The sequence below is a fragment of the Brevundimonas sp. genome, assembly GCF_041648055.1.
Classification (GTDB): Bacteria; Pseudomonadota; Alphaproteobacteria; order Caulobacterales; family Caulobacteraceae; genus Brevundimonas.
On record NZ_JBAZPS010000001.1, the window covers coordinates 663,462 to 683,624 of the forward strand.

The 20,163-nt window shown below is 64.6% G+C and carries 20 protein-coding genes; 17 read left to right on the forward strand and 3 right to left on the reverse strand.

Annotated elements, in window-relative coordinates:
- Positions 1-112 precede the first annotated feature (112 nt).
- Complete coding sequence (locus WC585_RS03205; RefSeq protein WP_373256101.1) at positions 113-2,719, reverse strand: TonB-dependent receptor; 2,607 nt, start codon at positions 2,717-2,719, stop codon at positions 113-115.
- A gap of 432 nt (positions 2,720-3,151) precedes the next feature.
- Between WC585_RS03205 and WC585_RS03210 the strand changes: the two genes are divergently transcribed.
- Together WC585_RS03210 and WC585_RS03215 are read left to right on the forward strand one after the other, a co-directional pair.
- Positions 3,152-4,603 carry a protein adenylyltransferase SelO family protein gene (locus WC585_RS03210; RefSeq protein ID WP_373256102.1) on the forward strand — a complete coding sequence of 484 codons (1,452 nt, stop codon included), beginning with the start codon at positions 3,152-3,154 and terminating at the stop codon, positions 4,601-4,603.
- Positions 4,604-4,779: 176 nt separating this feature from the next.
- Complete coding sequence (locus WC585_RS03215) at positions 4,780-5,202, forward strand: DoxX family protein (protein ID WP_373256104.1); 423 nt, start codon at positions 4,780-4,782, stop codon at positions 5,200-5,202.
- Here WC585_RS03215 and WC585_RS03220 read toward each other — a convergent pair.
- On the reverse strand, positions 5,199-5,366 hold the full coding sequence (locus WC585_RS03220; protein WP_373256106.1) for a DUF2256 domain-containing protein: 168 nt from the start codon (positions 5,364-5,366) through the stop codon (positions 5,199-5,201). The two genes, WC585_RS03215 and WC585_RS03220, sit on opposite strands and share 4 nt — an antisense overlap.
- A 70-nt stretch (positions 5,367-5,436) precedes the next feature.
- Between WC585_RS03220 and WC585_RS03225 the strand changes: the two genes are divergently transcribed.
- The 11 genes from WC585_RS03225 to WC585_RS03275 all read left to right on the forward strand — a co-directional run bounded on the left by WC585_RS03225 (position 5,437) and on the right by WC585_RS03275 (position 16,707).
- Complete coding sequence (locus WC585_RS03225; RefSeq protein ID WP_373256108.1) at positions 5,437-5,922, forward strand: MerR family DNA-binding transcriptional regulator; 486 nt, start codon at positions 5,437-5,439, stop codon at positions 5,920-5,922.
- A gap of 3 nt (positions 5,923-5,925) precedes the next feature.
- Positions 5,926-7,707: an acyl-CoA dehydrogenase C-terminal domain-containing protein gene (locus WC585_RS03230; RefSeq protein ID WP_373256109.1), complete on the forward strand. Its 1,782-nt coding sequence runs from the start codon at positions 5,926-5,928 to the stop codon at positions 7,705-7,707.
- A gap of 128 nt (positions 7,708-7,835) precedes the next feature.
- Positions 7,836-8,054: a hypothetical protein gene (locus tag WC585_RS03235; protein WP_373256110.1), complete on the forward strand. Its 219-nt coding sequence runs from the start codon at positions 7,836-7,838 to the stop codon at positions 8,052-8,054.
- Between the two features lie 24 nt (positions 8,055-8,078).
- Positions 8,079-9,242 (forward strand): acyl-CoA dehydrogenase family protein, encoded by a 1,164-nt coding sequence (locus WC585_RS03240; RefSeq protein WP_373256111.1) that lies wholly within the window; start codon positions 8,079-8,081, stop codon positions 9,240-9,242.
- A gap of 16 nt (positions 9,243-9,258) precedes the next feature.
- Entirely contained in the window at positions 9,259-9,978 is a 720-nt protein-coding gene (locus WC585_RS03245) for a 16S rRNA (uracil(1498)-N(3))-methyltransferase (protein ID WP_373256113.1), read from the forward strand.
- A 70-nt stretch (positions 9,979-10,048) separates the two neighbouring features.
- The gene (locus WC585_RS03250; protein ID WP_373256114.1) at positions 10,049-11,410 is read left to right on the forward strand and encodes a glutamate--cysteine ligase; all 1,362 of its coding nucleotides are present in this window, start codon (positions 10,049-10,051) and stop codon (positions 11,408-11,410) included.
- A gap of 71 nt (positions 11,411-11,481) precedes the next feature.
- Positions 11,482-13,062 (forward strand): ATP-binding protein, encoded by a 1,581-nt coding sequence (locus WC585_RS03255; protein ID WP_373256116.1) that lies wholly within the window; start codon positions 11,482-11,484, stop codon positions 13,060-13,062.
- Positions 13,063-13,134: 72 nt separating this feature from the next.
- On the forward strand, positions 13,135-13,884 hold the full coding sequence (locus tag WC585_RS03260) for a DUF72 domain-containing protein (protein ID WP_373256117.1): 750 nt from the start codon (positions 13,135-13,137) through the stop codon (positions 13,882-13,884).
- Between the two features lie 59 nt (positions 13,885-13,943).
- Positions 13,944-15,008 (forward strand): NAD(P)-dependent alcohol dehydrogenase, encoded by a 1,065-nt coding sequence (locus WC585_RS03265; RefSeq protein WP_373256119.1) that lies wholly within the window; start codon positions 13,944-13,946, stop codon positions 15,006-15,008.
- A gap of 114 nt (positions 15,009-15,122) precedes the next feature.
- Entirely contained in the window at positions 15,123-15,848 is a 726-nt protein-coding gene (gene phbB, locus WC585_RS03270; RefSeq protein WP_373256121.1) for an acetoacetyl-CoA reductase, read from the forward strand.
- Between the two features lie 97 nt (positions 15,849-15,945).
- Positions 15,946-16,707, forward strand: coding sequence for a DUF4908 domain-containing protein (locus WC585_RS03275; protein ID WP_373256122.1), 762 nt, complete (start codon positions 15,946-15,948; stop codon positions 16,705-16,707).
- Here WC585_RS03275 and gloB read toward each other — a convergent pair.
- Positions 16,697-17,425 carry a hydroxyacylglutathione hydrolase gene (gene gloB, locus WC585_RS03280; protein WP_373256124.1) on the reverse strand — a complete coding sequence of 243 codons (729 nt, stop codon included), beginning with the start codon at positions 17,423-17,425 and terminating at the stop codon, positions 16,697-16,699. The two genes, WC585_RS03275 and gloB, sit on opposite strands and share 11 nt — an antisense overlap.
- A gap of 44 nt (positions 17,426-17,469) precedes the next feature.
- Between gloB and WC585_RS03285 the strand changes: the two genes are divergently transcribed.
- From WC585_RS03285 to WC585_RS03300, 4 genes are read left to right on the forward strand one after another with little or no spacing between them, the layout of a single operon-like run.
- Complete coding sequence (locus tag WC585_RS03285; protein ID WP_373256126.1) at positions 17,470-18,228, forward strand: class I SAM-dependent methyltransferase; 759 nt, start codon at positions 17,470-17,472, stop codon at positions 18,226-18,228.
- Positions 18,229-18,238: 10 nt separating this feature from the next.
- Positions 18,239-18,742, forward strand: coding sequence for a histidine phosphatase family protein (locus tag WC585_RS03290; RefSeq protein ID WP_373256128.1), 504 nt, complete (start codon positions 18,239-18,241; stop codon positions 18,740-18,742).
- Positions 18,739-19,113, forward strand: a complete 375-nt coding sequence (locus tag WC585_RS03295) for a DUF952 domain-containing protein (protein WP_373256130.1) — start codon at positions 18,739-18,741, stop codon at positions 19,111-19,113. Before WC585_RS03290 ends, WC585_RS03295 begins: the two co-directional genes overlap by 4 nt.
- A complete protein-coding gene (locus WC585_RS03300; protein ID WP_373256132.1) occupies positions 19,110-20,147 on the forward strand; it encodes a quinone-dependent dihydroorotate dehydrogenase in 1,038 nt (345 codons plus the stop codon). The genes WC585_RS03295 and WC585_RS03300 overlap by 4 nt, the downstream gene beginning before the upstream one ends.
- The last annotated feature ends 16 nt before the right edge of the window (positions 20,148-20,163 follow it).

Here is a 20,163-nt window from a genome sequence, read left to right on the forward strand (position 1 = left end):
ATAATGGCGGCCTAGGCGCTCAGGTGCCTCCGGTGCGCTGCGTCATCCGCGAAGCAAAAAGGGCCGACCGGTTTCCCGATCGGCCCAGCTTGTTCCTCGTAATCCGGCGGGATCAGTATTTGAAGCGCAAGGTCGCGCCGTAGGTCCGCGGTGCACCCAGGAACGCATCATAGGTCTGGGTGTCCAGCGCCGGGTTATAGAAGGTCCCGTTAGGCTGGATCGTGGTCTGGAATGCCGAGCCTTGCAGCGGAGCGTTGTACGCGACCTGGACATACTCTTCGTCGGTCAGGTTCTGGACCCAGAACTCGGCCGTCCAACGCTCGTCCTCGGTGCCCAGCATGATGCGACCATTGACGGTAGCAAAGCCATCTTGCTGCTTGTAGGGCAGAAGATCGGAGCCGGTGTTGTAGTCGGTCACATACTTGCCGGCCAGGCTGAACCCGCCGCGCAGGCCATTGCCCAGGTTCCGATCGTAATTGATCGACAGAGTACCTGACCATTCCGGAGCGAACGAAGCGCGCGCGCCCGGGAGCAGCGACAGTTGCGGGAAGTTACCCGGAGCAGTCAGATCTGCGGCGGTGAAGTTGCCGTACTTGGCGTCTGTGTAGGTGACACCACCCTGGAAGCTCAAACCTTCGACCGGCGAGAACCACACGAAATCGGCATCGACGCCGCGCGAGGTCAGCTCAGGAATGGATTCCACCACGTAGGCGGTACCCAGGAAGGTGTTGAGCTGGAAGTTCTCGAACGTCTGGTCGAAGTAGGTGGCGTTCAGCAGCAGGGTACGATCCAGCAGCGTCATCTTCACGCCAGCTTCGTAGCTGTCCACGACTTCGGAATCGAAGAGCAGCGAAGCGGAGGGGGTGATGCCCGACTGCACGCGATCTAGGTTATAGCCAAAGCTCTTGTAGCCACGAGCATAGGATACATAGGCCAGAACTGAGTCATTCAGGCGATAGGCTGCCTTGATGGTACCGCTCAATTCGGTATCGTCGAAGCTCTCCGAAATGTTGCGGTTATTGTAGGCCGAATTGGCCCAAGGCAGGCAGATGTTGCCAATGATCGTCGGTGCGCTCGCTCCCAGAACGGCACCGATCGATGCTGCGTTGGCCAGAGTGGCATTACAGGTGTTGCCGTTTCCGTTCACATTGCGCTGCTGCGCGTCGAGGCTCTTGTCATCCATGGTGTACCGAAGGCCCAGGGTGATGTCGAAGGCGTCGGTGACGTGCCAGCTGTTGTTGGTGAACAGTGCGATCGAGGTCGATTCCTGATCGTAGTTGTCCTCGACGCCCTGGCCGGTGATGAAGCCGATGCCACCACCGCCGGCCGCTCCGCCCGTAGCCAGGCAGCCGCCCAGACCAGCGGGCGTCTGACCCACAGCGGTGAAGCAGCCAATGTCATTGGGGCTGACCGGCAGCGCGGGGTTGGCACGGTTTAAGGCCGCGCTGAGAATAAACGAGAGGTAGGGGGTATAGTCCGAGCCAAAGTAGTAGCTGTCGGTACGACCGATGTCCTCCTTGGTGGCAAACACGCCGACCAGCCAGTCGAATCGATCGGTCTGGCCGGCGAGACGGAACTCCTGGGTGAGGTTCCCGACGGAATAACCATAATCGCCATCCTGTACGCGGTACAGCAGGTCAGCGCCCGTGTAGTCTACATCCTGACCCAGCGACGACGTCCATTTACGCCACGACGTAACCGACGTCAGGGTGGCACCGCCGAACAGCGACGGCATGTCGAAGTTGGCTTCAAGCGACACGCCCTTGTCCTCGACTTCCTGGCCGCTGGAGCGGTTTGCGTAGCCGGTACGCGAGAACGGCAGGGGTCCAAAGCCCGTCGCGGGCGGACGCTGGCCCGTGCCGTTCGAAAGACCATCGACGAACGGATAGGTTGGACCGGTCCGGATCTGGGTGCCTACGCAGCAATACTCGTCGCGGCTGGAGTAGTCGGCAATCAGGCGGAAGGAGGTGTTATCGTTTGGCAGCCAGAGCAGTTGGCCGCGGACAGTCGAAAAATCCTGGTTGTTGTCGTCAGTCTCGGGACGCGGTCCGTCACCTACGTCGATATTCATAAAGCCATCACGAACACGACGACCTGCATACACGCGGAAGGCCAGCTGATCGCTGATAGGGCCGGTCACCGAACCCGAGGCATTCATCGCTCCATAGTTGCCGACGCCGATTTCGGCGTTGAAGCCCGGCGTGAAGGAGGGAGCTTCCGAGATGATGTTGATGACGCCGGCCGAGGTGTTCTTGCCGAACAGGGTGCCTTGCGGTCCCTTCAGAACCTCGATGCGGCTCAGCTCGCCCAGATCACCGAAGCCGACCGAGTTGCGCGAGCGATAGACGCCGTCGATGACCACGCCGACCGAGCTTTCGAGGCCAGGGTTGTCACCCACCGTGCCGACGCCGCGGATACGCGCCGTGGTCGAGGCTTCCGACGAGGTCGAGGTGACGGTTAGGCCCGGCGTCAGGATCTGCAGGTCCTTGATGTCGCGCACACCCGCGTCTTGCAGGGTTTCGGCTGACAGGCTGGTGACCACGATCGGCACGTCCTGAAGGTTCTGTTCGCGCTTCTGGGCGGTGACGATGATGTCGTCGATGGTGGTAGGGCCGTCCTGCGGCACGGACTGGGCCGAAGCGACACCGGCGAAGCCGAAGGCCACGGCACCGACGACGGCGACCGAGGCTGTGGAACGAAGCAGATTGGTAAGGCGCATATGGCTTCCCCGACGTTATGCCGGGGCCCCGCATTGAGCGGTCACCGCGGCGTTTCCTGATCCCTTGGACCGCCCTCTTCTGATGGAGCGCGGAAAGTCCAACCTTTTGGGTAAGGCAAGCCAGAGTCAGCGACAAGGAGCCGCACAACATCACGACACATTTCAACCGTCCGAGACGCCAAACTGTGACGCAAAAGCGACAAAAAACGATGACCTTAGGTCAATATTCGCCTGACTGACCTCAGTATCCGCATCTGCGACGACCACTTTCTTGCGTCGCCGGGGATCCCGGCGTGATCGCGCCCGCAGCAGTAGCGTCCGCCCGATCTGGAACTGCATCGACACCAAGCAGACGCACCCGCAGCACAGGTTCGGGTACGAACCGGGCCACGGACGGTTGCGCAGGACGGATACAGGTCGCATCTGCGCCCGATGCCCGTTTCGTCCGCCTATCGCCCTGATCCACAATTCTTTGCCCTAGGCGATGGGTTTGGCGATGCCGTGAAGCCGGCGGATTTTCCGCAAACTATTCTGCGTATTCGCAACGACCGGGCCGCTGCGACGGTCGGGCTGGACACACTGACCGATGCCGAATGGATCACCCTTTTCGGGCGGTTCGAGCCCCTGCCCGGCCAGCCCGGCCCCATCGCCATGCGCTATCATGGCCACCAGTTCCGTCACTACAATGCCGACCTTGGCGACGGACGCGGGTTCCTGGCGGCCCAGATGCGCGAAACATCCTACACTCAAGCAGAGAGCGATCGCGTCGCGAACGATAGCGCCCCAGAACAGAGATTGCTCGACCTCGGCACCAAAGGCTCGGGCATTACGCCCTGGTCGCGAGGCGGTGATGGGCGACTGACGCTGAAGGGCGGCATGCGCGAGGTACTGGCCGCCGCCATGCTGGAGGCGCAAGGCGTGCCCACCAGTCGCGCCCTGTCTCTGATCGAAACGGGCGAGGCGCTGGAGCGCGGCGACGAGCCGTCACCGACCCGGTCCGCCGTCCTGGTGCGACTGTCGCACAGCCACATCCGGTTCGGCACCTTCCAGCGAGCGGCCTATCTGAACCGGCCGGACCTGGTCGAGACCCTGGTCGAGCATGCGCGCGCTCTCTACCATCCCGGCGTCACGGCGGGAGACACCCCGGCCTTCTATGCTGCCGTCGTTCAGGCCTCGGCCCGGCTGGCGGCGCGGTGGGTGGCGGCAGGCTTCGTTCACGGCGTCCTGAACACCGACAATCTGAACGTCACGGGCGAAAGCTTCGACTACGGCCCGTGGCGCTTCCTGCCCTCATACCAGCCCGAGTTCACCGCCGCCTATTTCGACCAGACCGGCCTGTATGCCTTCGCCCGCCAGCCCGAAGCCGTGTTCTGGGCTCTGACCCAGTTGGGCGGCGCGCTGAAACTGGTCGCCGAGGCCGAACCCCTGACCGACGCCCTTAATGGCTTTGGTCCCGCCTATATCCGCGAACTGCGCGCGGCCTTCCTGTCCCGCCTCGGCGTGCTCAGCCTCGGCGAGGCGGCGGACCAGCGGCTACTGGACGCGACCCTGGCCCTGCTCAAGGAGGGCGGCGAGGCCCTGCGCTGGGAGCCACTGTTCCACGACTGGTTCGCCGGCTTCGCCTCTTCGGCCCGGGCGCTCGGCGGGCCGCGCGGCAAGCTGTACCAGGGCGAAGCCTTTGACGCCTTCCGCTTTGCCCTGTTCGAACACACGCCGGACCGACCCGAACGTCTAGAACACCCCGTTTTCGCCCAGCCCGAGCCGGAAGAGATGCTGATCGACGAGGTCGAGACGATTTGGGCCGACATCGCCGATCGTGACGACTGGTCAGCTCTGTACGCCAAGCTGGATCGGATCGAACAGGCCCGCCAGTCACGCCTCTGACCGCCAGGTCCGTGTGGCATTTCCGCCGCCCGAAACAATAAGTCATCAGCTGATGTCATCTGTTGATGACAAATCGCACAAGCGCGGCTATAAGACCCTTGCGAACCGGCGGGCTCAATCCGATATCGCGACTGTTACCAATCAAGAAGCGAGCGCCCTCCCCGGCGTATAATCATATGACCTCTCAGGTTCTGACCCCCGCACGTTCGCGCCTGTTCGCGAGCTACCGCAACCTCACCCTGTGGACGCTGCAGGGCTGGCTGGCGATGTTCTTCGCCGCCGCCGGCTATGCCAAGCTGACCGAGCCGATGACCAATCTGGTCCAGCTGATGAGCTGGCCCGCGCTGATGCCCGCCAACATGGTGCGCGGCCTGGGTGTCGCCGAGATCGTGCTGGCCATCCTGCTGCTGGCCCCGGTCGTGTCCTGGAAGCACGGCCGTCCGCTGATGCTGACCGCCGCCGCAGGCCTGCTGGCGCTGGAAACCATCATGCTGGTTGTCCATGCCTTGGGTCTGGAAGCCGGACCGGCCATCACCAATGCCATCCTGATCGCCATGACCTTGCCGGTGCTGTGGTTCCGGGGCCGCGAGGTCCGCTAGGCCTTCGGCTTCGACGCCCGGCACCGGTCCGAGCAGACCTTCACCTGATCCCAGTCGCGCGCCCATTTGCGCCGCCAGCTAAACGGCAGGCCGCAGACCGCGCATACCTTGCTGGGCAGATCGCGCTTGGCGGTACCGGCATCGTTGACGTGTTTGCGGGCCATTGTCGCATCCCTACCATCCTGAGTGCGCCAAGGCTTCCCTTTACGTGCACGTCAAGTTATGACGTTGCCCATGGCGACCGCCGACGATCATCGCACCTACTCCATCCGCCAGTTGTGCCGAGAGTTCGGCGCGACGGCCAGGGCCCTGCGTTTCTACGAAGACAAGGGCCTGCTTACCCCTGCGCGCAAGGGCCAGACCCGCGTCTATGACGCCCGCGACCGCGCCCGGCTGAAGCTGATCCTGCGCGGACGCCGCATCGGCTTTTCCCTGGTCGAGATCCAGCAGATGCTCGATCTCTACGATCACGACGATCACAACACCCATCAGATGGCCGTGGCGCTGCGTCGACACCGCGCCCAGATCGCCGCCCTGAAACAGCAGCGCGAAGACCTGGATGCCGCCATCGAGACCGCCGAGGAGGCCTGCGCTGTCATGGAGCGCAAGCTGGGCGAATACCGCCCCGACCTGCTGCCCGGTGCCGAAGAATATGCCAGCCTGCTTCAGGCCCGCATGAACCCCGACCACACCTTTCACCCCTTCAAAGCGAGAGCCTGACCCATGGCTTACAAGGCCCCCGTCCGCGACCTGACCTTCATCCTCAATGAGGTTCTGGAGATTGATCGCTACGCCAACCAGCCCGGCTTTGCCGACGTCTCGTCCGATCTGGTCGGTCAGATCCTGGAAGAAGGGGCCAAATTCGCCGAGGAAGTCATCGCCCCGATCAACCACTCGGGCGACAAGGAAGGCTGCCATTGGGACAATGGCGTGGTCACCGGGCCCAAGGGCTGGAAGGAGGCCTACAAGGCCATGGTCGAGGCGGGCTGGCCGGCGCTGGCGGCCGATCCGGCCTATGGCGGACAGGGCATGCCCGCCGTGGTGTCGATGGCCTTCGGCCAGTTCACCGCCGCCGCCTCCGCCGCCTTCTCGATGTATCCGGGTCTGACCGCCGGGGCCTATGCCGGCATCCATGCCAACGCCTCGGAAGAGCTTAAGGCCAAATACCTGCCCAAGATGGCGACCGGCGAGTGGGGTGGCACGATGAACCTGACCGAGCCCCAGTGCGGCACGGATCTGGGCATGGTGCGGACCAAGGCGGTCCCGCAGGGCGACGGCACCTACAAGATCACCGGCCAGAAGATCTGGATCTCGGCCGGCGAGCACGACTTCACCGACAACATCATCCACACCGTCCTGGCCCGCGTCGAAGGTGCGCCCGCCGGGATCAAGGGCCTGTCGCTGTTCCTGGTGCCCAAGGTCATGGTCAACGACGACGGCAGCCTGGGTGAGCGCAACAGCCTGATGTGCGCGGGCCTGGAGCACAAGATGGGCATCCACGGCAACGCCACGGCCGTCATGCAATATGACGAGGCCACCGGCTGGCTGATCGGCGAGGAAGGCCGGGGCATGAACAACATGTTCGTGGTCATGAACGAGGCCCGCCTGGGCACCGGCCTGCAAGGCCTGGCCATCGGCGACGCCGCCTATCAGGCCGCCGTCGAGTTCGCCAAGGACCGCCTGCAGGGCCGCAGCCTGACCGGACCCAAGAACCCCGACGGCCCCGCCGACAGCATCATGGTCCACCCCGACGTGCGCCGCATGCTGATGGAGGCCAAGGCCTTCGTCGAAGGGGGCCAGGCCTTCATCCTGTGGACCGCGCTCCAGGCCGACCTGCAACGCTCCGAAGACGCCGCCGAAGCGCAGAAGGCCAATGACTACATGGGCCTGATCACCCCGGTGCTGAAGGCCTATCTGACCGACAAGGGCTTCCACGTCGCCAGCCTGGCCATGCAGGTCCACGGCGGGTCCGGCTATACCGAGCATTTCCAGGCCTCGCAGTATCTGCGCGATGCGCGGATCACCATGATCTACGAAGGCACCAACGGCATTCAGGCGCTGGACCTTGTCGGTCGCAAGCTGCCGTCGCAGGGCGGCCGTGCCATCATGAGCTGGTTCGCCGACATCGACGCCTTCGTGGCTGAAAATGGCGGCGAAGGTCCTATCCAGCCCTTCGTCGAGGGTCTGGCCGATGCCAAGAAGAAGCTGCAGGAGGCGACCATGTGGCTGATGCAGAACGGCATGGCCAATCCCGACAATGCCGGTGCCGCTTCGACCGATTACCTGAACCTGTTCGGCATCACGGCCCTGGCCTACCTCTGGGCCCAGATGGCCAAGGCCGCGCAGGCAAAGATCGACGCAGGTTCCGACGATCCCTTCTATGCCAACAAGATCGCCACCGGCCGCTATTTCGTCGAACGCATCCTGCCCGACGCCCACGCCCACCTGGCCAAGCTGAAGACCGGTGCTGACGTTCTGATGGCGCTTCCAGCGGAGGCGTTCTGATCCTGAGGGTTGCTGCCCTCGCTGTTGCTGCTGCGCTCGGTGGCATCGCAGGTTGGGCGACCACCAAGCCCACCTTTGACCCGGACATGTGGGCCAAGGCAGATTATTGGAGCGGCGGCAGGAATCCGATGGCTGATGACCTCGTCAGAACCGGCGTTCTGATCGGTAAGTCACAAGCAGAGGTCATCGACTTGTTGGGTCCGCCACCTCTCACCGGCTATTTTTCGGAGTGGGACGTTGTTTACCGTCTTGGTCCGGAAAGAAGCTGGCTGTCCCTGGACTCCGAGTGGCTCGTGCTTCGTATGAAGGACGGCCACGTGACTGACGCTCGCCTCGTTCGCGATTAGACCTGATTTGGAGTTACGCCGCTCATGAACATCCTCAACAGCCCCGACCCCGACTTCATGCAGGATGAGGAGATCACCCTCTTCTCCGACAGCGTAGGAAAATGGATCGACGAGCACGCACCGCCCGAGAAGTTCGCGCAGTGGATCGCCGACAGCTCGGTGCCGCGCCAGCTCTGGAATGATGCGGGCGATGCGGGCCTGCTGGGGATTTCCATGCCCGAGGAAGACGGCGGCATGGGCGGCGACTATCGCCACGAGGTCGTGCTGATGCGTCAGCTGGGCTGGAAGGGGGCCGACCACTTCGGCATCAGCCTGCACAATGCGATCGTCATGCCCTACATCTGGCACTACGGCACCGAGGAGCAGAAGCAGCGCTGGCTGCCGAAGCTGGTCTCGGGCGAGCTGGTCGGGGCCATCGCCATGACCGAGCCGGGCGCGGGCTCGGACCTGCAGGGCATCAAGACCACCGCGGTCAAGTCGGGCAACGGCTACGTCCTGAACGGCTCCAAGACCTTCATCACCAACGGCCAGCTGGCCAACTTCATCATCGTGGTGGCCAAGACCGATCCGGCCGAGGGTGCCAAGGGCACATCGCTGATCGTCGTCGAGACCGACGGTGCAGAAGGGTTCGAACGCGGCCGGAACCTGCACAAGATCGGCATGGAGGCCAACGATACCTCCGAGCTGTTCTTCAATGACGTCAAGATCCCCGCCGAAAACGTCATCGGCGGCAACGAGGGCCAGGGCTTCGTCCAGCTGATGCAGCAGCTGCCGCAGGAGCGGCTGAACATCGCCGTCCAGGGCGTCGCCGCCGCCGAGCGTGGCCTGTCCGAGACCATCGCCTATGTGAAAGAGCGCAAGGCCTTCGGCAAACGCATCCTCGACTTCCAGAACACCCAGTTCAAACTGGCCGAGGTCAAGACCAAGCTGACCGTCGCCAAGGTCTTCACCGACCACTGCATCGGCCTGCATCTGAAGGGGCAGCTCGACGCCGCCACCGCCTCCATGGCCAAATACTGGGTCACCGACATCCAGGGCGAGACCATCGACGAGATGCTCCAGCTGCACGGCGGCTATGGCTATATGAACGAATACCCGATCGCCCAGCTGTACAAGGACGCCCGCGTCCAGCGCATCTATGGCGGCACCAACGAGATCATGAAGCTCTTGATCGCACGGACGCTCTGACGGCACAGAGCCGGACATGATCCGCCTCCACGTCCCCCAGCCTCTGTCTGCCGGTGCCGCAGTCGCGCCGACGCTCGACCAGTCGCGCTACCTGACCCAGGTGATGCGGCTGAAGACAGGTGACGACCTGCTGGTCTTCAATGGCCAGGACGGCGAGTGGCGCTGCGTGGTCGCCGAGGTGCTCAAGAAGGGCGTCATCCTGAAGGCGCAGGAACTTGTGCGGCCCCAGACCTTCGGCCCCGACCTCGACCTGATCGTGGCCGTGGTCAAGAAGGCGCGGGTCGAAACCATCGTCGAGAAGGCCGCCGAACTGGGCGCCCGCCGGGTTCGCCTGACCCTGACCCAGCGCACCAATACCGACCGCATCCGCCTGGACCGTCTGGACGCCATCGCCGAAGAGGCCGCCGAACAGACGGGGCGTCTGGACGTGCCAGTCATCGACAACCCGGTGAAATTGTCGGACATTCTCGACGGCTGGGAGGACGGCCGCCGCCTGATGTTCTGCGACGAAACGGGCGGCGCGCCGGCACTGGCGGCTCTTAACGACGCCCCCAAGGGTCCCTGGGCGATCCTGATCGGTCCGGAAGGTGGCTTCTCGCCCGAAGAGCGCGAGCGGCTGCGCGCCCTGCCCTTCACCACCGCCGTCTCGCTGGGTCCGCGCATCCTGCGGGCCGACACTGCCGCGATCGCCGCCATGACCCTGTGGCAGGCGGCAGCCGGCGACTGGGAAAGATAAGCTGCAAGCCGACAGCCTCTTGAGTAGTGCTGCTTTTCCCACCATCTAGCCGCGACAGCAGGGGTTACAGATGGCCGATCACGCGCCGCTTTCCAGAGATGATCTGATCGGGGCCATGTCGAAGGGCATCAAGCCCCGCGACCAGTGGCGTATCGGGGCCGAGCACGAGAAGTTCGGTTTTGACCGCACCACCCTGCGGCGCCCGACCTATGAGGGCGACAGCGGCATCCTGGCCATGCTGACCGGCCTGCAGCGCTTCGGCTGGACCCCCGTCGAGGAGGCTGGCCACGTCATCGCCCTGGAGCGCAAGAATTCAGAGGGCATGACCGCCTCCATCAGCCTGGAGCCCGGCGGGCAGTTCGAACTGTCCGGTGCCCCGCTGAAGGATGTGCACGAAATCTGCGATGAGACCGGCCGCCACCTGATGGAGGTCAAACAGGTCGCCGACCAGCTGAACCTCGGTTTCCTGGGCGCAGGCTTCGACCCGATGTGGCGGCGCGAGGACGTGCCCATCATGCCCAAGGGCCGCTATGGCATCATGCGCGCCTATATGCCCAAGAAGGGCACGCTGGGCCTGGACATGATGTTGCGCACCTGCACCATTCAGTCGAACCTGGACTTCGACAGCGAAGCCGACATGGTGGCCAAGTTCCGCACCTCCCTGGCGCTGCAGCCGATCGCCACCGCCCTGTTCGCGTGTTCGCCCTTTACCGAAGGCAAGCCGAACGGCTTCCTCAGCGCCCGCGCCAATGTCTGGACCGACACCGATCCAGACCGCACCGGCATGCTGGACTTCGTCTTCCAGGACGGCTTCGGCTTCGAACGCTACGCCGACTACGCGCTAGACGTGCCGATGTATTTCGCCAAGCGCGGCGAGACCTATGTCGACCTGTCCGGCCAGTCGTTCCGGTCGTTCATGACTGACGGTCTGCCCGCCCTGCCGGGCGAGCGCGCGACGCTGAAGGACTGGAACGACCACCTGACCACTCTTTTTCCCGAGGTCCGGCTGAAGGCCTATCTGGAGATGCGCGGGGCCGACGGCGGTCCGTGGAGTCGGATCTGCGCGCTGCAGGCGCTGTGGGCCGGCATCCTTTATGATGCGCCATCGCTGGCTGCCGCCTGGGATCTGGTCAAGGACTGGGACATCGCCGACCACGAACGCCTGCGCCGCGACGTTACCCGCCTGGGCCTCAAGGCCGAAGTCGCGGGCCGCAGTGTGCGCGACATCGCCGTCGACCTGGTCAATATCGCCAAACAGGGCCTCAAGAACCGCGCCCGCTTCAGCGGCGGCATGGTCGACGAGCGCGGCTATCTGTCCGAACTGGAAGACATCGCCGACAGCGGCATCACCCCGGCGGAACGCCTGCTGGAGCTGTATCACGGCGACTGGCAGGGCGACGTCGAGCGAATCTACCGTGATTTCGCCTACTGATCTGTCACCGCAAAGGTGACCTTAACCCCTCGCAGGTAGATGAGTGGTGTTCCCAGCAGGAAGCGTTGCCGATGACCTGTCTGACCCTCGCCACCTCGCCCGACGTCGTCGGTACCGGTGACGTTGCGCGGGTCGATCTGGACACCTTCTTTGACGTCTCGCTCGACCTGCTGGTCGTTCGCGATCTGGACGGTCTGGTGGTCAAGGCCAGCGCGTCCTGGTTCACCGTCCTGGGTTACCACCCGCATGAGATCGAGGGTCGGCGCCTGCTGGACCTGCTCAATCCCGAGGACGAGGCGGGCACCCTGGACAGCGTCGTCGAGGTGGAAAACCGCCGACCAGGCGACCCCGTCGTCGGTCACGTGAACCGCTATCGCCACAGGGACGGCCACGACGTCACCCTTGAATGGCGCGCCCACCGTTTTGGCGACCGCATCTATGGCGTGGCCCGCGATGTCACCGAGAAGGTCGCTGCCGAACGCGCCCTGATCGAGGCCAAGACCGCCGCCGAAACAGCCAACCGCGCCAAGTCCGACTTCCTGGCCAATATGAGCCACGAGATTCGCACGCCCCTGAACGGCGTCATCGGCATCGTCGACGCACTGTCCCGCACCGCCCTCAGCCCCGAACAGGCCGAGATGGTCTCGCTGATCTCGGCCTCCGGCGGCACACTTGAGCGGCTGGTCTCCGACATCCTGGACGTCTCCAAGATCGAGGCCGGACAGCTGGACATCGAGGCCCGCGCCTTCGATCTGGACGAAGCCATCGCCGCACCCCTCGATCTGATGCGACTGCGCGCCGAAGATCGCGAGTTGGCCTTCATCGTCGAGCGCCCGGCCGATGCTCACGGCACCTTCATCGGCGACAGCACCCGTATCCGCCAGGTGCTGGGTAATCTGCTGTCCAATGCCGTCAAGTTTACCGCGACCGGCTCGGTCACTGTCCGCTTCGCCGTCTCAGATGACGAGGACGGCCACGCTCTGCTGCGCTTTGAAGTCGAGGATACCGGGGTGGGCTTCGGTCCGGATCACGCCCGACGCCTGTTCGACCGTTTCAGCCAGGCCGACAGCAGCATCACCCGGCGGTTCGGCGGCTCGGGTCTGGGACTGTCGATCTGCCTGGCCCTGGTGGAGCTGATGGGCGGGCACATCTCGGCGACCTCCACCCCCGGTGTCGGGAGCCGGTTCATAGTCGAGCTGCCGCTCGTGCGCCTGGAGACTGGCCTTGCCAGGGCCGAACCTCGCCAGCCCGAGGTCGCGGATGTCCCCCTGCCCGCCCTACGCGTCCTGCTGGCCGAGGACCATCCCACCAATCAGCGTGTGGTCCAGCTCATCCTCGGCACACACGGGGCGGAGGTAGTCACCGTGGACGACGGTGCGCAGGCCCTGGCGGCATTCCAGCGCGGCCTGTTCGACATCGTCCTGATGGACATGCAGATGCCGGTGATGGACGGCCTGACCGCCACGCGCGCGATCCGCGATCTCGAAGCCGGCAGCCCTGCCCGCCCGCGTACGCCCGTCGTCATGCTCAGCGCCAACGCCATGGCCGAACATCGGGATCAAGCCTTCGCCGCCGGTGCCGATCACCACGTCCCCAAACCCATCACCGCGGCCAGCCTGTTGGCCGGGATGCAGGCGGCGATCGCGGGCTGAGAAACCACACCGCTATCCGCTGGCGTGTGCCATCGACGATGCGTAATCTGTCTCCTGGACAAGAGGCGGGACATGAGCGGTCAGATTTACGCAGGCATCGGCGGCTGGACCTATGAGCCGTGGCGAGGCGTCTTCTATCCGTCCGATCTGGTCCAGAAGCGCGAGCTGGAGTTCGCCAGCCGGGCGCTGACGAGCATCGAGATCAACGGCACCTACTATTCCACCTTCAAGCCCGACAGCTGGATGAAATGGCGAGACGAGACGCCCGAAGGGTTCGTCTTCTCGGTCAAGGCCAGCCGCTACTGCACCAATCGCAAGGTGCTGAGCGACGGCAAGGAGAGTTTCGACCGGTTTCTGGACCAGGGGCTGACGGCGCTGGGCGACAAGCTGGGGCCGATCAACTGGCAGTTCATGGCCACCAAAAAGTTCGATGCCGAGGACTTCGAGGGCTTCCTGAAACTATTGCCGACCGAGAAGGACGGCCTGCGTCTGCGCCACGCTTTGGAGGTCCGCAGCCCGACGTTCGACACGCAGCAGTTCTACGACTTAGCCGCAAAATACGGTGCAGCCATCGTCTATGCCGTCGATGACGAAGCGCCCGAATGGCCCCGGATCGACCAGCCGACAGCCGACTTCACCTATGCCCGGCTGATGTCCAGCCGCGAGGATGAGCCCACGGGCATGACCTCGGACGAACTGGATGCGGTGGCGAAACAAACGAAGGCCTGGGCGAAACGCGGTGACGTCTTCGCCTATTTCATCTCGGGCGCAAAGGTGCGCAACCCGGCGGCGGCGCAGGCGCTGATAAAGAAACTGGGCTGATGGCGTTGCGAAGCGGGTCCGCCAGCCACACCTGAACCCCTGATCACGGAGACCAGCCCATGCCCATCGCCACCCGCGCCTTTGCCGCCACCGCTTCCGACAAGCCACTGGCACCTTACAGCTTCGAGCGGCGCGATCCGGGTCCGGATGATGTGGCCATCGCGATCAAGTTCGCGGGCGTCTGCCACTCCGACCTGCACATCGTGAAGAACGACCTGGGCAATACCCGCTATCCCATCGTGCCAGGTCACGAGATCGCCGGCATCGTCACTGCGGTCGGGGCCAATGTCACCCGCTTCAAGAAAGGTGACCGGGTCGGCGTTGGCTGCATGGTCGATAGCTGCCGGCAGTGCGCACCCTGCAAGGAAGGCGAGGAGCAGTACTGCGTCCCCGGCATGACCCAGACCTATGGCTCGCCCGATCCCAAGGGCAGCGAGGTGGGCCAGACGATTACCCAAGGCGGCTATTCCGACGCCATCGTGGTGGATCAGAACTATGTGCTGAACATCCCCGACAGCATTCCGCTGGACGCCGCCGCACCGTTGCTGTGCGCGGGCATCACGACCTATTCACCCTTGAAGACCTGGAATGTCGGACCGGGCTCGAAGGTCGCCGTCGTCGGCCTGGGCGGTCTGGGCCATATGGCGGTCAAACAGGCGGCTGCCATGGGGGCCGAGGTCACAGTGCTGTCCACCTCCGACCGCAAGAAGGCCGATGCCGAGCGGATGGGGGCCAAGCATTTCCTCATCAACTCCGACAAGGATGCGATGAAGGCGGCGGCCGAGAAGTTCGACCTGATCATCAACACCGTTTCGGCCACGCACGAGATCGCGGGCCATCTGAACCTGCTGGCCAAGGACGGCACCATGGTCATGCTGGGCCTGTCGACGGAGGGGATGCCGGTGTGCGCCATGCCGCTGTTGTGGCGTCGTCGGCGCGTGGCCGGGTCGCTGATCGGCGGCATCCGCGAGACGCAGGAGATGCTGGATTTCTGCGCCGCCAACAACATTGCCTGCGACATCGAACTGATCGCGCCCGACCGCATCAACGAGGCCTATGAGCGGATGGAGAAGTCCGACGTCCGCTATCGCTTCGTCCTGGATATCGAAAAGCTGGCGGCCTGATCCCGATCGGCTTTTTGCCCCGCTGCGGTTGATGCCTGCGACGAGGCCGGTCTAGGGTTGTCCAACGGCAGGGGGCCCGCTTCAGAGGCCCCCGCCCGAGGACAGGAAATGCATATGGCACGAGTGGCTCTGGTCACGGGTGGAACCCGCGGCATCGGCAAGGCGATCGTTCAGCGATTGAAGGAAGACGGCATGTCCGTCGCCGCCGGCTATTCCGGCAATGCGGAAGCCGCCGAGGCCACAGCGCGCGAGCTCGGCGTCATGGTCGTCAAGGGTAATGTCGGCAGCTTCGACGACTGTGCCCGGGCCGTCGCTGACGTAGAGGCCGAACTGGGCCCCGTCGACGTCCTGATCAACAATGCCGGCATCACCCGCGACGGCTTCTTTCACAAGATGAGCCATGACCAGTGGTCCGACGTGATCCGCGTCAACATGGACAGCGTCTTCAATATGACTCGCCAGGTGATCACCGGCATGCGCGATAGGGGCTTTGGCCGGATCGTCAACATCTCCTCGATCAACGGCCAGAAGGGTCAGATCGGCCAGACCAACTATTCCGCCGCCAAGGCCGGAATGATCGGTTTCACCAAGGCCCTTGCCCTGGAGAACGCGCGCAAGGGCGTCACCGTCAACTGTATCGCGCCCGGCTATATCGACACTGAAATGGTGGGGGCCATGGATGAAAAGGTCCTGGCTGGAATCATCGCCCAGATCCCGGTTGGAAGGCTCGGAAAAGGCGAGGAAATCGCCGATATGGTGTCCTGGCTGTCCGGCGAGCGTGCTGGATATGTCACAGGCTGCACCTTGTCGCTGAACGGCGGTCAGTATCTGGTCGGCTGACTCCGTACCTGCCCAAAATCCGCCGCGGGGGGGTTTCACCAATCGCGTCATGAACTCGGCGAGTGTCAGAAGGGCGCGAAGGCCGCTTCCGACCACGATGGCGCTCGCCATCGTGGCGGGGGCCCTGTCCCTGCTGGCCATAGTCGAGCCCGCGTCTGCCCAGACCCGCAGCAATGCCCAGGCCGAACAGAGCGCCCGCCTGCGCAATCAGGGCGCGCCTTCTCCGACGCTTCCCCCCAGCGGCCGCTATGTGTCGGAGTCCGGCGAAGGCTTCATGATCGACCGGTCGGGATCGCGCCCCCTGCTGCGGTTTGACCGGCGCGAGGAGACCTGGGTTCTGCGCCCCATGGCGGCTCCGAGAGGCGACGTCATCTATCGCAACGACGCGGGTGAACAGGTGCTGCGCGTGACTCAGGGGGGAGCCATCACCGTCTTTACTCCCCGATCGCCCGGCGGCTCGCCTGCCTCCTATACCGGCGCGGGACAGAGCCTGGCTCCACCGTCGCTGGGTCCCGTGCGACTGTTCGATCTGATGGCACGTCGCAGCGTCATGCTCAGCCAGGCCCTGGGTCGGCTGGTCGAGATCAATCTCGACGGCGACGAATCGGAGGCGCTATGCGTCGAAGCTCTGATCGTGACCACCGACGCCGTGGCCCGCATCGCCCGCTCGCCCAGTGCGCGGTCCAGACTGAATGACCTGCGCAGCATCACCATCAACGAGGGCGTACGCTCCAATGTGAGCTATAGCCGGGGCCGCTTGGTCGTCACCGTCGACCCGCGCCAGGGTCAGGCAGGCCGACCGTCCTCGTCGCGGGTCATCCGCGCCCTGCTGCCTGAACCCCGCGTCGCTAGCCGCTGAAGCTGTCCTTGGCTGCCCTGAGTACGGCAAACTCGGCAGCACTTGTCACTCTCAGGAATGGATTGAAGGCTTTCTCGCTGGCCAGCGTCGTCGGCACAGTGGGCTGACCCGCCATCCGCGCCGCAAAGAGGCTGGCTGCGTGATCGGACATCTGAGTCCGCTTATCCACACTCATCGCAAACCGGGCATTGGCCGCCGTATACTCGTGCGCCGACCATATTACCGTCTCGTCTGGCCAGGCCGCCAGGACCTGCAAACTGGCCCACATCTGCTCGGGCGTGCCTTCGAACAACCGCCCGCAGCCCAGCGGAAACAGCACGTCACCGACGAACGCCTGTCCCTCATCCGCAGCACGATAGACGATGTGGCCCAGGGTGTGGCCCGGCGCATCCGATACCTCCAGAAATACCTCGCCCAGCATGACCGTATCGCCGCCCCTGATCACGCGATCCAGCGGTGCCACCTTGCGCACCTCCTCCGGTCCCACGATCTCGCAGCCCGTCTCGGACTTCAGTCGCGCGTTTCCTTGCGTGTGATCGGGATGCCAGTGAGTGTTCAGGATCATATCCAGCCGCCCCCAGCCCGAGGCCTCCAGATCTGCCAGAATGGCCTCCGCATCAGGCGTGTCGATCGTGGCTATAACTCCGGTCTGCGGGTCTCTTACCAGCAGGCCATAGTTGTCGGTCAGGCAAGGAAACAGGCGCACATCCAGGGTCATGTCTCATCCTAGCAGCGCCATCCGGTCCAGCCTATGGTGTGGTCATGCGGCGCAGTATCGAAGAGCTCCGAACCTTCTACGGCGAGCCAGCCGGGGCGCTTGTCCGTCGCCTGTTGGCGCGTCGGCTCGACGACGCCTGGGGCGAGGCGGTCAACAGCGATGTATTGGGTATAGGCTATGCCACACCCTGGCTGGATGCCTTCGTTGGCGCACGCCGACTGGTCGCGGCCATGCCGGGGGGGCAAGGTGTCGAACATTGGCCTTCGGTCGGAAAGAACCGTACCGTCCTGATCGACGACCGCGCCCTGCCCTTCGCGGCGGGATCGTTCGACCGCATTCTGATGGTCCATGCCCTTGAAGAGGCCGACGATGCGCAGGCGCTGATGGCAGAGGCCGTACGCGCGCTCGCCCCAGCCGGGCGCGTCATTCTGGTGACCGCTGCGCGGGGCGGTCTATGGGCTCGAGCGGAGAGCACACCCTTTGGTCACGGTCGCCCATTCACGCGTCGGCAACTGGAGGGCCTGGTGCGTGGAGCCGGACTGGAGCCCACCGCCTGGTCACAGACCCTTTATGTCCCGCCCTGGGGACCGCTCCTGCCGCTGGCCGATGGGCTGGAGCAGGTCGGTCGCCACGTCATGCCCAATGCCGCTGGCGTGATCCTGCTGGAGGCTACACGACAAGCCTATGCACGCGCGCGGCCAGGCGGGGCCGTGGCCACCGTGCCGATCCAGACACCGTCGCTTCAACCCCAACCCGTCTCGCGGTCACGGCGCGATCTGGCGGTACCGCCCGAACGCCCTTAAAGGGCTGTCCATGCAAAGACTGATCCTGATGCGCCATGCCGAGGCCCAGCGTGCCGCCGCCTCGGGCGCCGACCGCGACCGCGCCCTTTCCGCACGGGGCCAGACGGATGCCGTAGCGATGGGCCGAGAACTGGCATCCAAAGGCTTGCGGCCCGATCTGGCCCTGGTCTCGGCCTCTATTCGCACCCGCCAGACTTGGGTGCTGGCGCACGACGCATTCGGCGACGTCGACGTGCGCGAACAGGACGCGCTATACAATGCCGGTGCCGACACCTTGCGCCAGGCCGTCGAGTCGGTCGAAGACGAGGCCGGCTGCCTGCTGCTGCTGGCGCACAATCCCGGCGTGCACCAGCTGGCAGTCGAGTATCTGATCGAAAGCGCGGCCTCTCCCGCCATTCTTGACCGGATGAGCGGAGGCTTTCCGCCCGGTGCCGCCGCCATCTTTACCGTGGATGTGGCCGGGCGCTGCACGTTCGAGGGCTTCATCCAGCCCCGCGATCTGGGCGGCTTATGACCCCGATCGCCTACAAGCTGGTCGATGGCCGGGAATGGCAGGCGGCCCGTGCCGAAGGGGTCTACTGCGGCTCTGTCCTGGATCGCGCCGACGGCTTCATTCACCTGTCTACGGCAGAGCAACTGCCAGGCACCGCAAACAGACACTATGCGGGGCGCAGTGACCTGCGGCTGGTCGCGGTCGATCTTGCCGCCCTTGGTGACAGCGTCCGCTGGGAGCCGTCGCGTGGCGGCGATCTGTTCCCGCACATCTATGGTGACCTGCCCCTGACGGCCGCTGGGCCCGTGCGCGGACTGGCGGTCGACGATAAGGGCCAGCCTCGATTCGCTGATGGCTCGACCGACTGGCCCAGTGGGGAAACTGCGCGATGAGCCTGTCCGACATGGGGGCCGCCGCCCTTCGCCTGATTGATCCTGAAACCGCCCATGGCCTGGCCATCCGGGCGCTGAAGACACTGCCCTTACTTGCTCCTGGTGCGGACGATCCCGTTCTGCGTACTCGGCTGGCCGGCCTCAACCTGTCCAATCCGGTCGGGCTGGCGGCTGGCCTCGACAAGAATGGCGAGGCCTTGCGGGGCCTGTCGCGTCTGGGTTTCGGCTTCGTGGAATGCGGTTCCGTAACGCCGCGGGCCCAACCCGGAAACCCCCGGCCACGCCTGTTCCGCCTGACCGAGGATCAGGCCATCATCAACCGCATGGGCTTCAACAATGCCGGGCTGGAGGTGTTCGCCAAGCACCTGAAGACCCGGCCGGCCGGCACCGTCGTCGGGGCCAATCTGGGGGCCAACAAGGATACCGAGGACAAGGCGGCGGACTATGTCGCCGGCCTGAAACGGCTCAGGGGCCTGGCCGACTATGTCACCGTCAATGTCTCCTCACCCAATACGCCGGGCCTGCGCGCGCTCCAGGGCCGCGCCGCCCTGGACGATCTGCTGGGACGTCTGGCCGAGGCGCGGAGTGGCGACCGCACGCCGGTCTTCCTGAAGATCGCACCCGACCTGACACCGGACGAGATCGCCCTGATCGTCGAGGCGTCGCTCGACCACGGGATCGACGCCCTGATCGTGTCCAACACCACGCTTGATCGCCCCGACACCCTGCGGTCACGCGACCGAGAGGAGGCGGGCGGTCTATCGGGTCGCCCCTTGCAGGTCCGCGCCCGTGCGGCTGTGACCGCCGCCGCCGCAGCGTCGACGGGTCGACTGCCCCTCATCGCCGTCGGGGGCATCGATTCAGGGGCAGAGGCCTATGCTCGTATCCGGGCCGGGGCCTGCGCGGTTCAGCTGTATTCCGCGCTGATTTACGGTGGTCCCGGATTGGTCGGGCGCATCAAGCGCGATCTGACCGAACGGCTCCGAGCCGATGGCTTCACATGCGTCAACGAGGCCGTGGGAACCGCCCGTTGACGGAGCGTTAGGGCAG

Bases quoted from the DNA above. Each gene is read 5' to 3' on its own strand.
- WC585_RS03265 (WP_373256119.1), top strand. From the start codon at position 13,944: ATGCCCATCGCCACCCGCGCCTTTGCCGCCACCGCTTCCGACAAGCCA.
- WC585_RS03240 (WP_373256111.1), top strand. From the start codon at position 8,079: ATGAACATCCTCAACAGCCCCGACCCCGACTTCATGCAGGATGAGGAG.
- WC585_RS03230 (WP_373256109.1), top strand. From the start codon at position 5,926: ATGGCTTACAAGGCCCCCGTCCGCGACCTGACCTTCATCCTCAATGAG.
- gloB (WP_373256124.1), bottom strand. From the start codon at position 17,425: ATGACCCTGGATGTGCGCCTGTTTCCTTGCCTGACCGACAACTATGGC.
- WC585_RS03290 (WP_373256128.1), top strand. From the start codon at position 18,239: ATGCAAAGACTGATCCTGATGCGCCATGCCGAGGCCCAGCGTGCCGCC.
- WC585_RS03295 (WP_373256130.1), top strand. From the start codon at position 18,739: ATGACCCCGATCGCCTACAAGCTGGTCGATGGCCGGGAATGGCAGGCG.
- WC585_RS03205 (WP_373256101.1), bottom strand. From the start codon at position 2,719: ATGCGCCTTACCAATCTGCTTCGTTCCACAGCCTCGGTCGCCGTCGTC.
- WC585_RS03300 (WP_373256132.1), top strand. From the start codon at position 19,110: ATGAGCCTGTCCGACATGGGGGCCGCCGCCCTTCGCCTGATTGATCCT.
- WC585_RS03275 (WP_373256122.1), top strand. From the start codon at position 15,946: ATGGCGCTCGCCATCGTGGCGGGGGCCCTGTCCCTGCTGGCCATAGTC.
- WC585_RS03255 (WP_373256116.1), top strand. From the start codon at position 11,482: ATGACCTGTCTGACCCTCGCCACCTCGCCCGACGTCGTCGGTACCGGT.
- phbB (WP_373256121.1), top strand. From the start codon at position 15,123: ATGGCACGAGTGGCTCTGGTCACGGGTGGAACCCGCGGCATCGGCAAG.
- WC585_RS03225 (WP_373256108.1), top strand. From the start codon at position 5,437: ATGGCGACCGCCGACGATCATCGCACCTACTCCATCCGCCAGTTGTGC.
- WC585_RS03215 (WP_373256104.1), top strand. From the start codon at position 4,780: ATGACCTCTCAGGTTCTGACCCCCGCACGTTCGCGCCTGTTCGCGAGC.
- WC585_RS03235 (WP_373256110.1), top strand. From the start codon at position 7,836: ATGGCTGATGACCTCGTCAGAACCGGCGTTCTGATCGGTAAGTCACAA.
- WC585_RS03260 (WP_373256117.1), top strand. From the start codon at position 13,135: ATGAGCGGTCAGATTTACGCAGGCATCGGCGGCTGGACCTATGAGCCG.
- WC585_RS03250 (WP_373256114.1), top strand. From the start codon at position 10,049: ATGGCCGATCACGCGCCGCTTTCCAGAGATGATCTGATCGGGGCCATG.
- WC585_RS03220 (WP_373256106.1), bottom strand. From the start codon at position 5,366: ATGGCCCGCAAACACGTCAACGATGCCGGTACCGCCAAGCGCGATCTG.
- WC585_RS03210 (WP_373256102.1), top strand. From the start codon at position 3,152: ATGCCCGTTTCGTCCGCCTATCGCCCTGATCCACAATTCTTTGCCCTA.
- WC585_RS03245 (WP_373256113.1), top strand. From the start codon at position 9,259: ATGATCCGCCTCCACGTCCCCCAGCCTCTGTCTGCCGGTGCCGCAGTC.
- WC585_RS03285 (WP_373256126.1), top strand. From the start codon at position 17,470: ATGCGGCGCAGTATCGAAGAGCTCCGAACCTTCTACGGCGAGCCAGCC.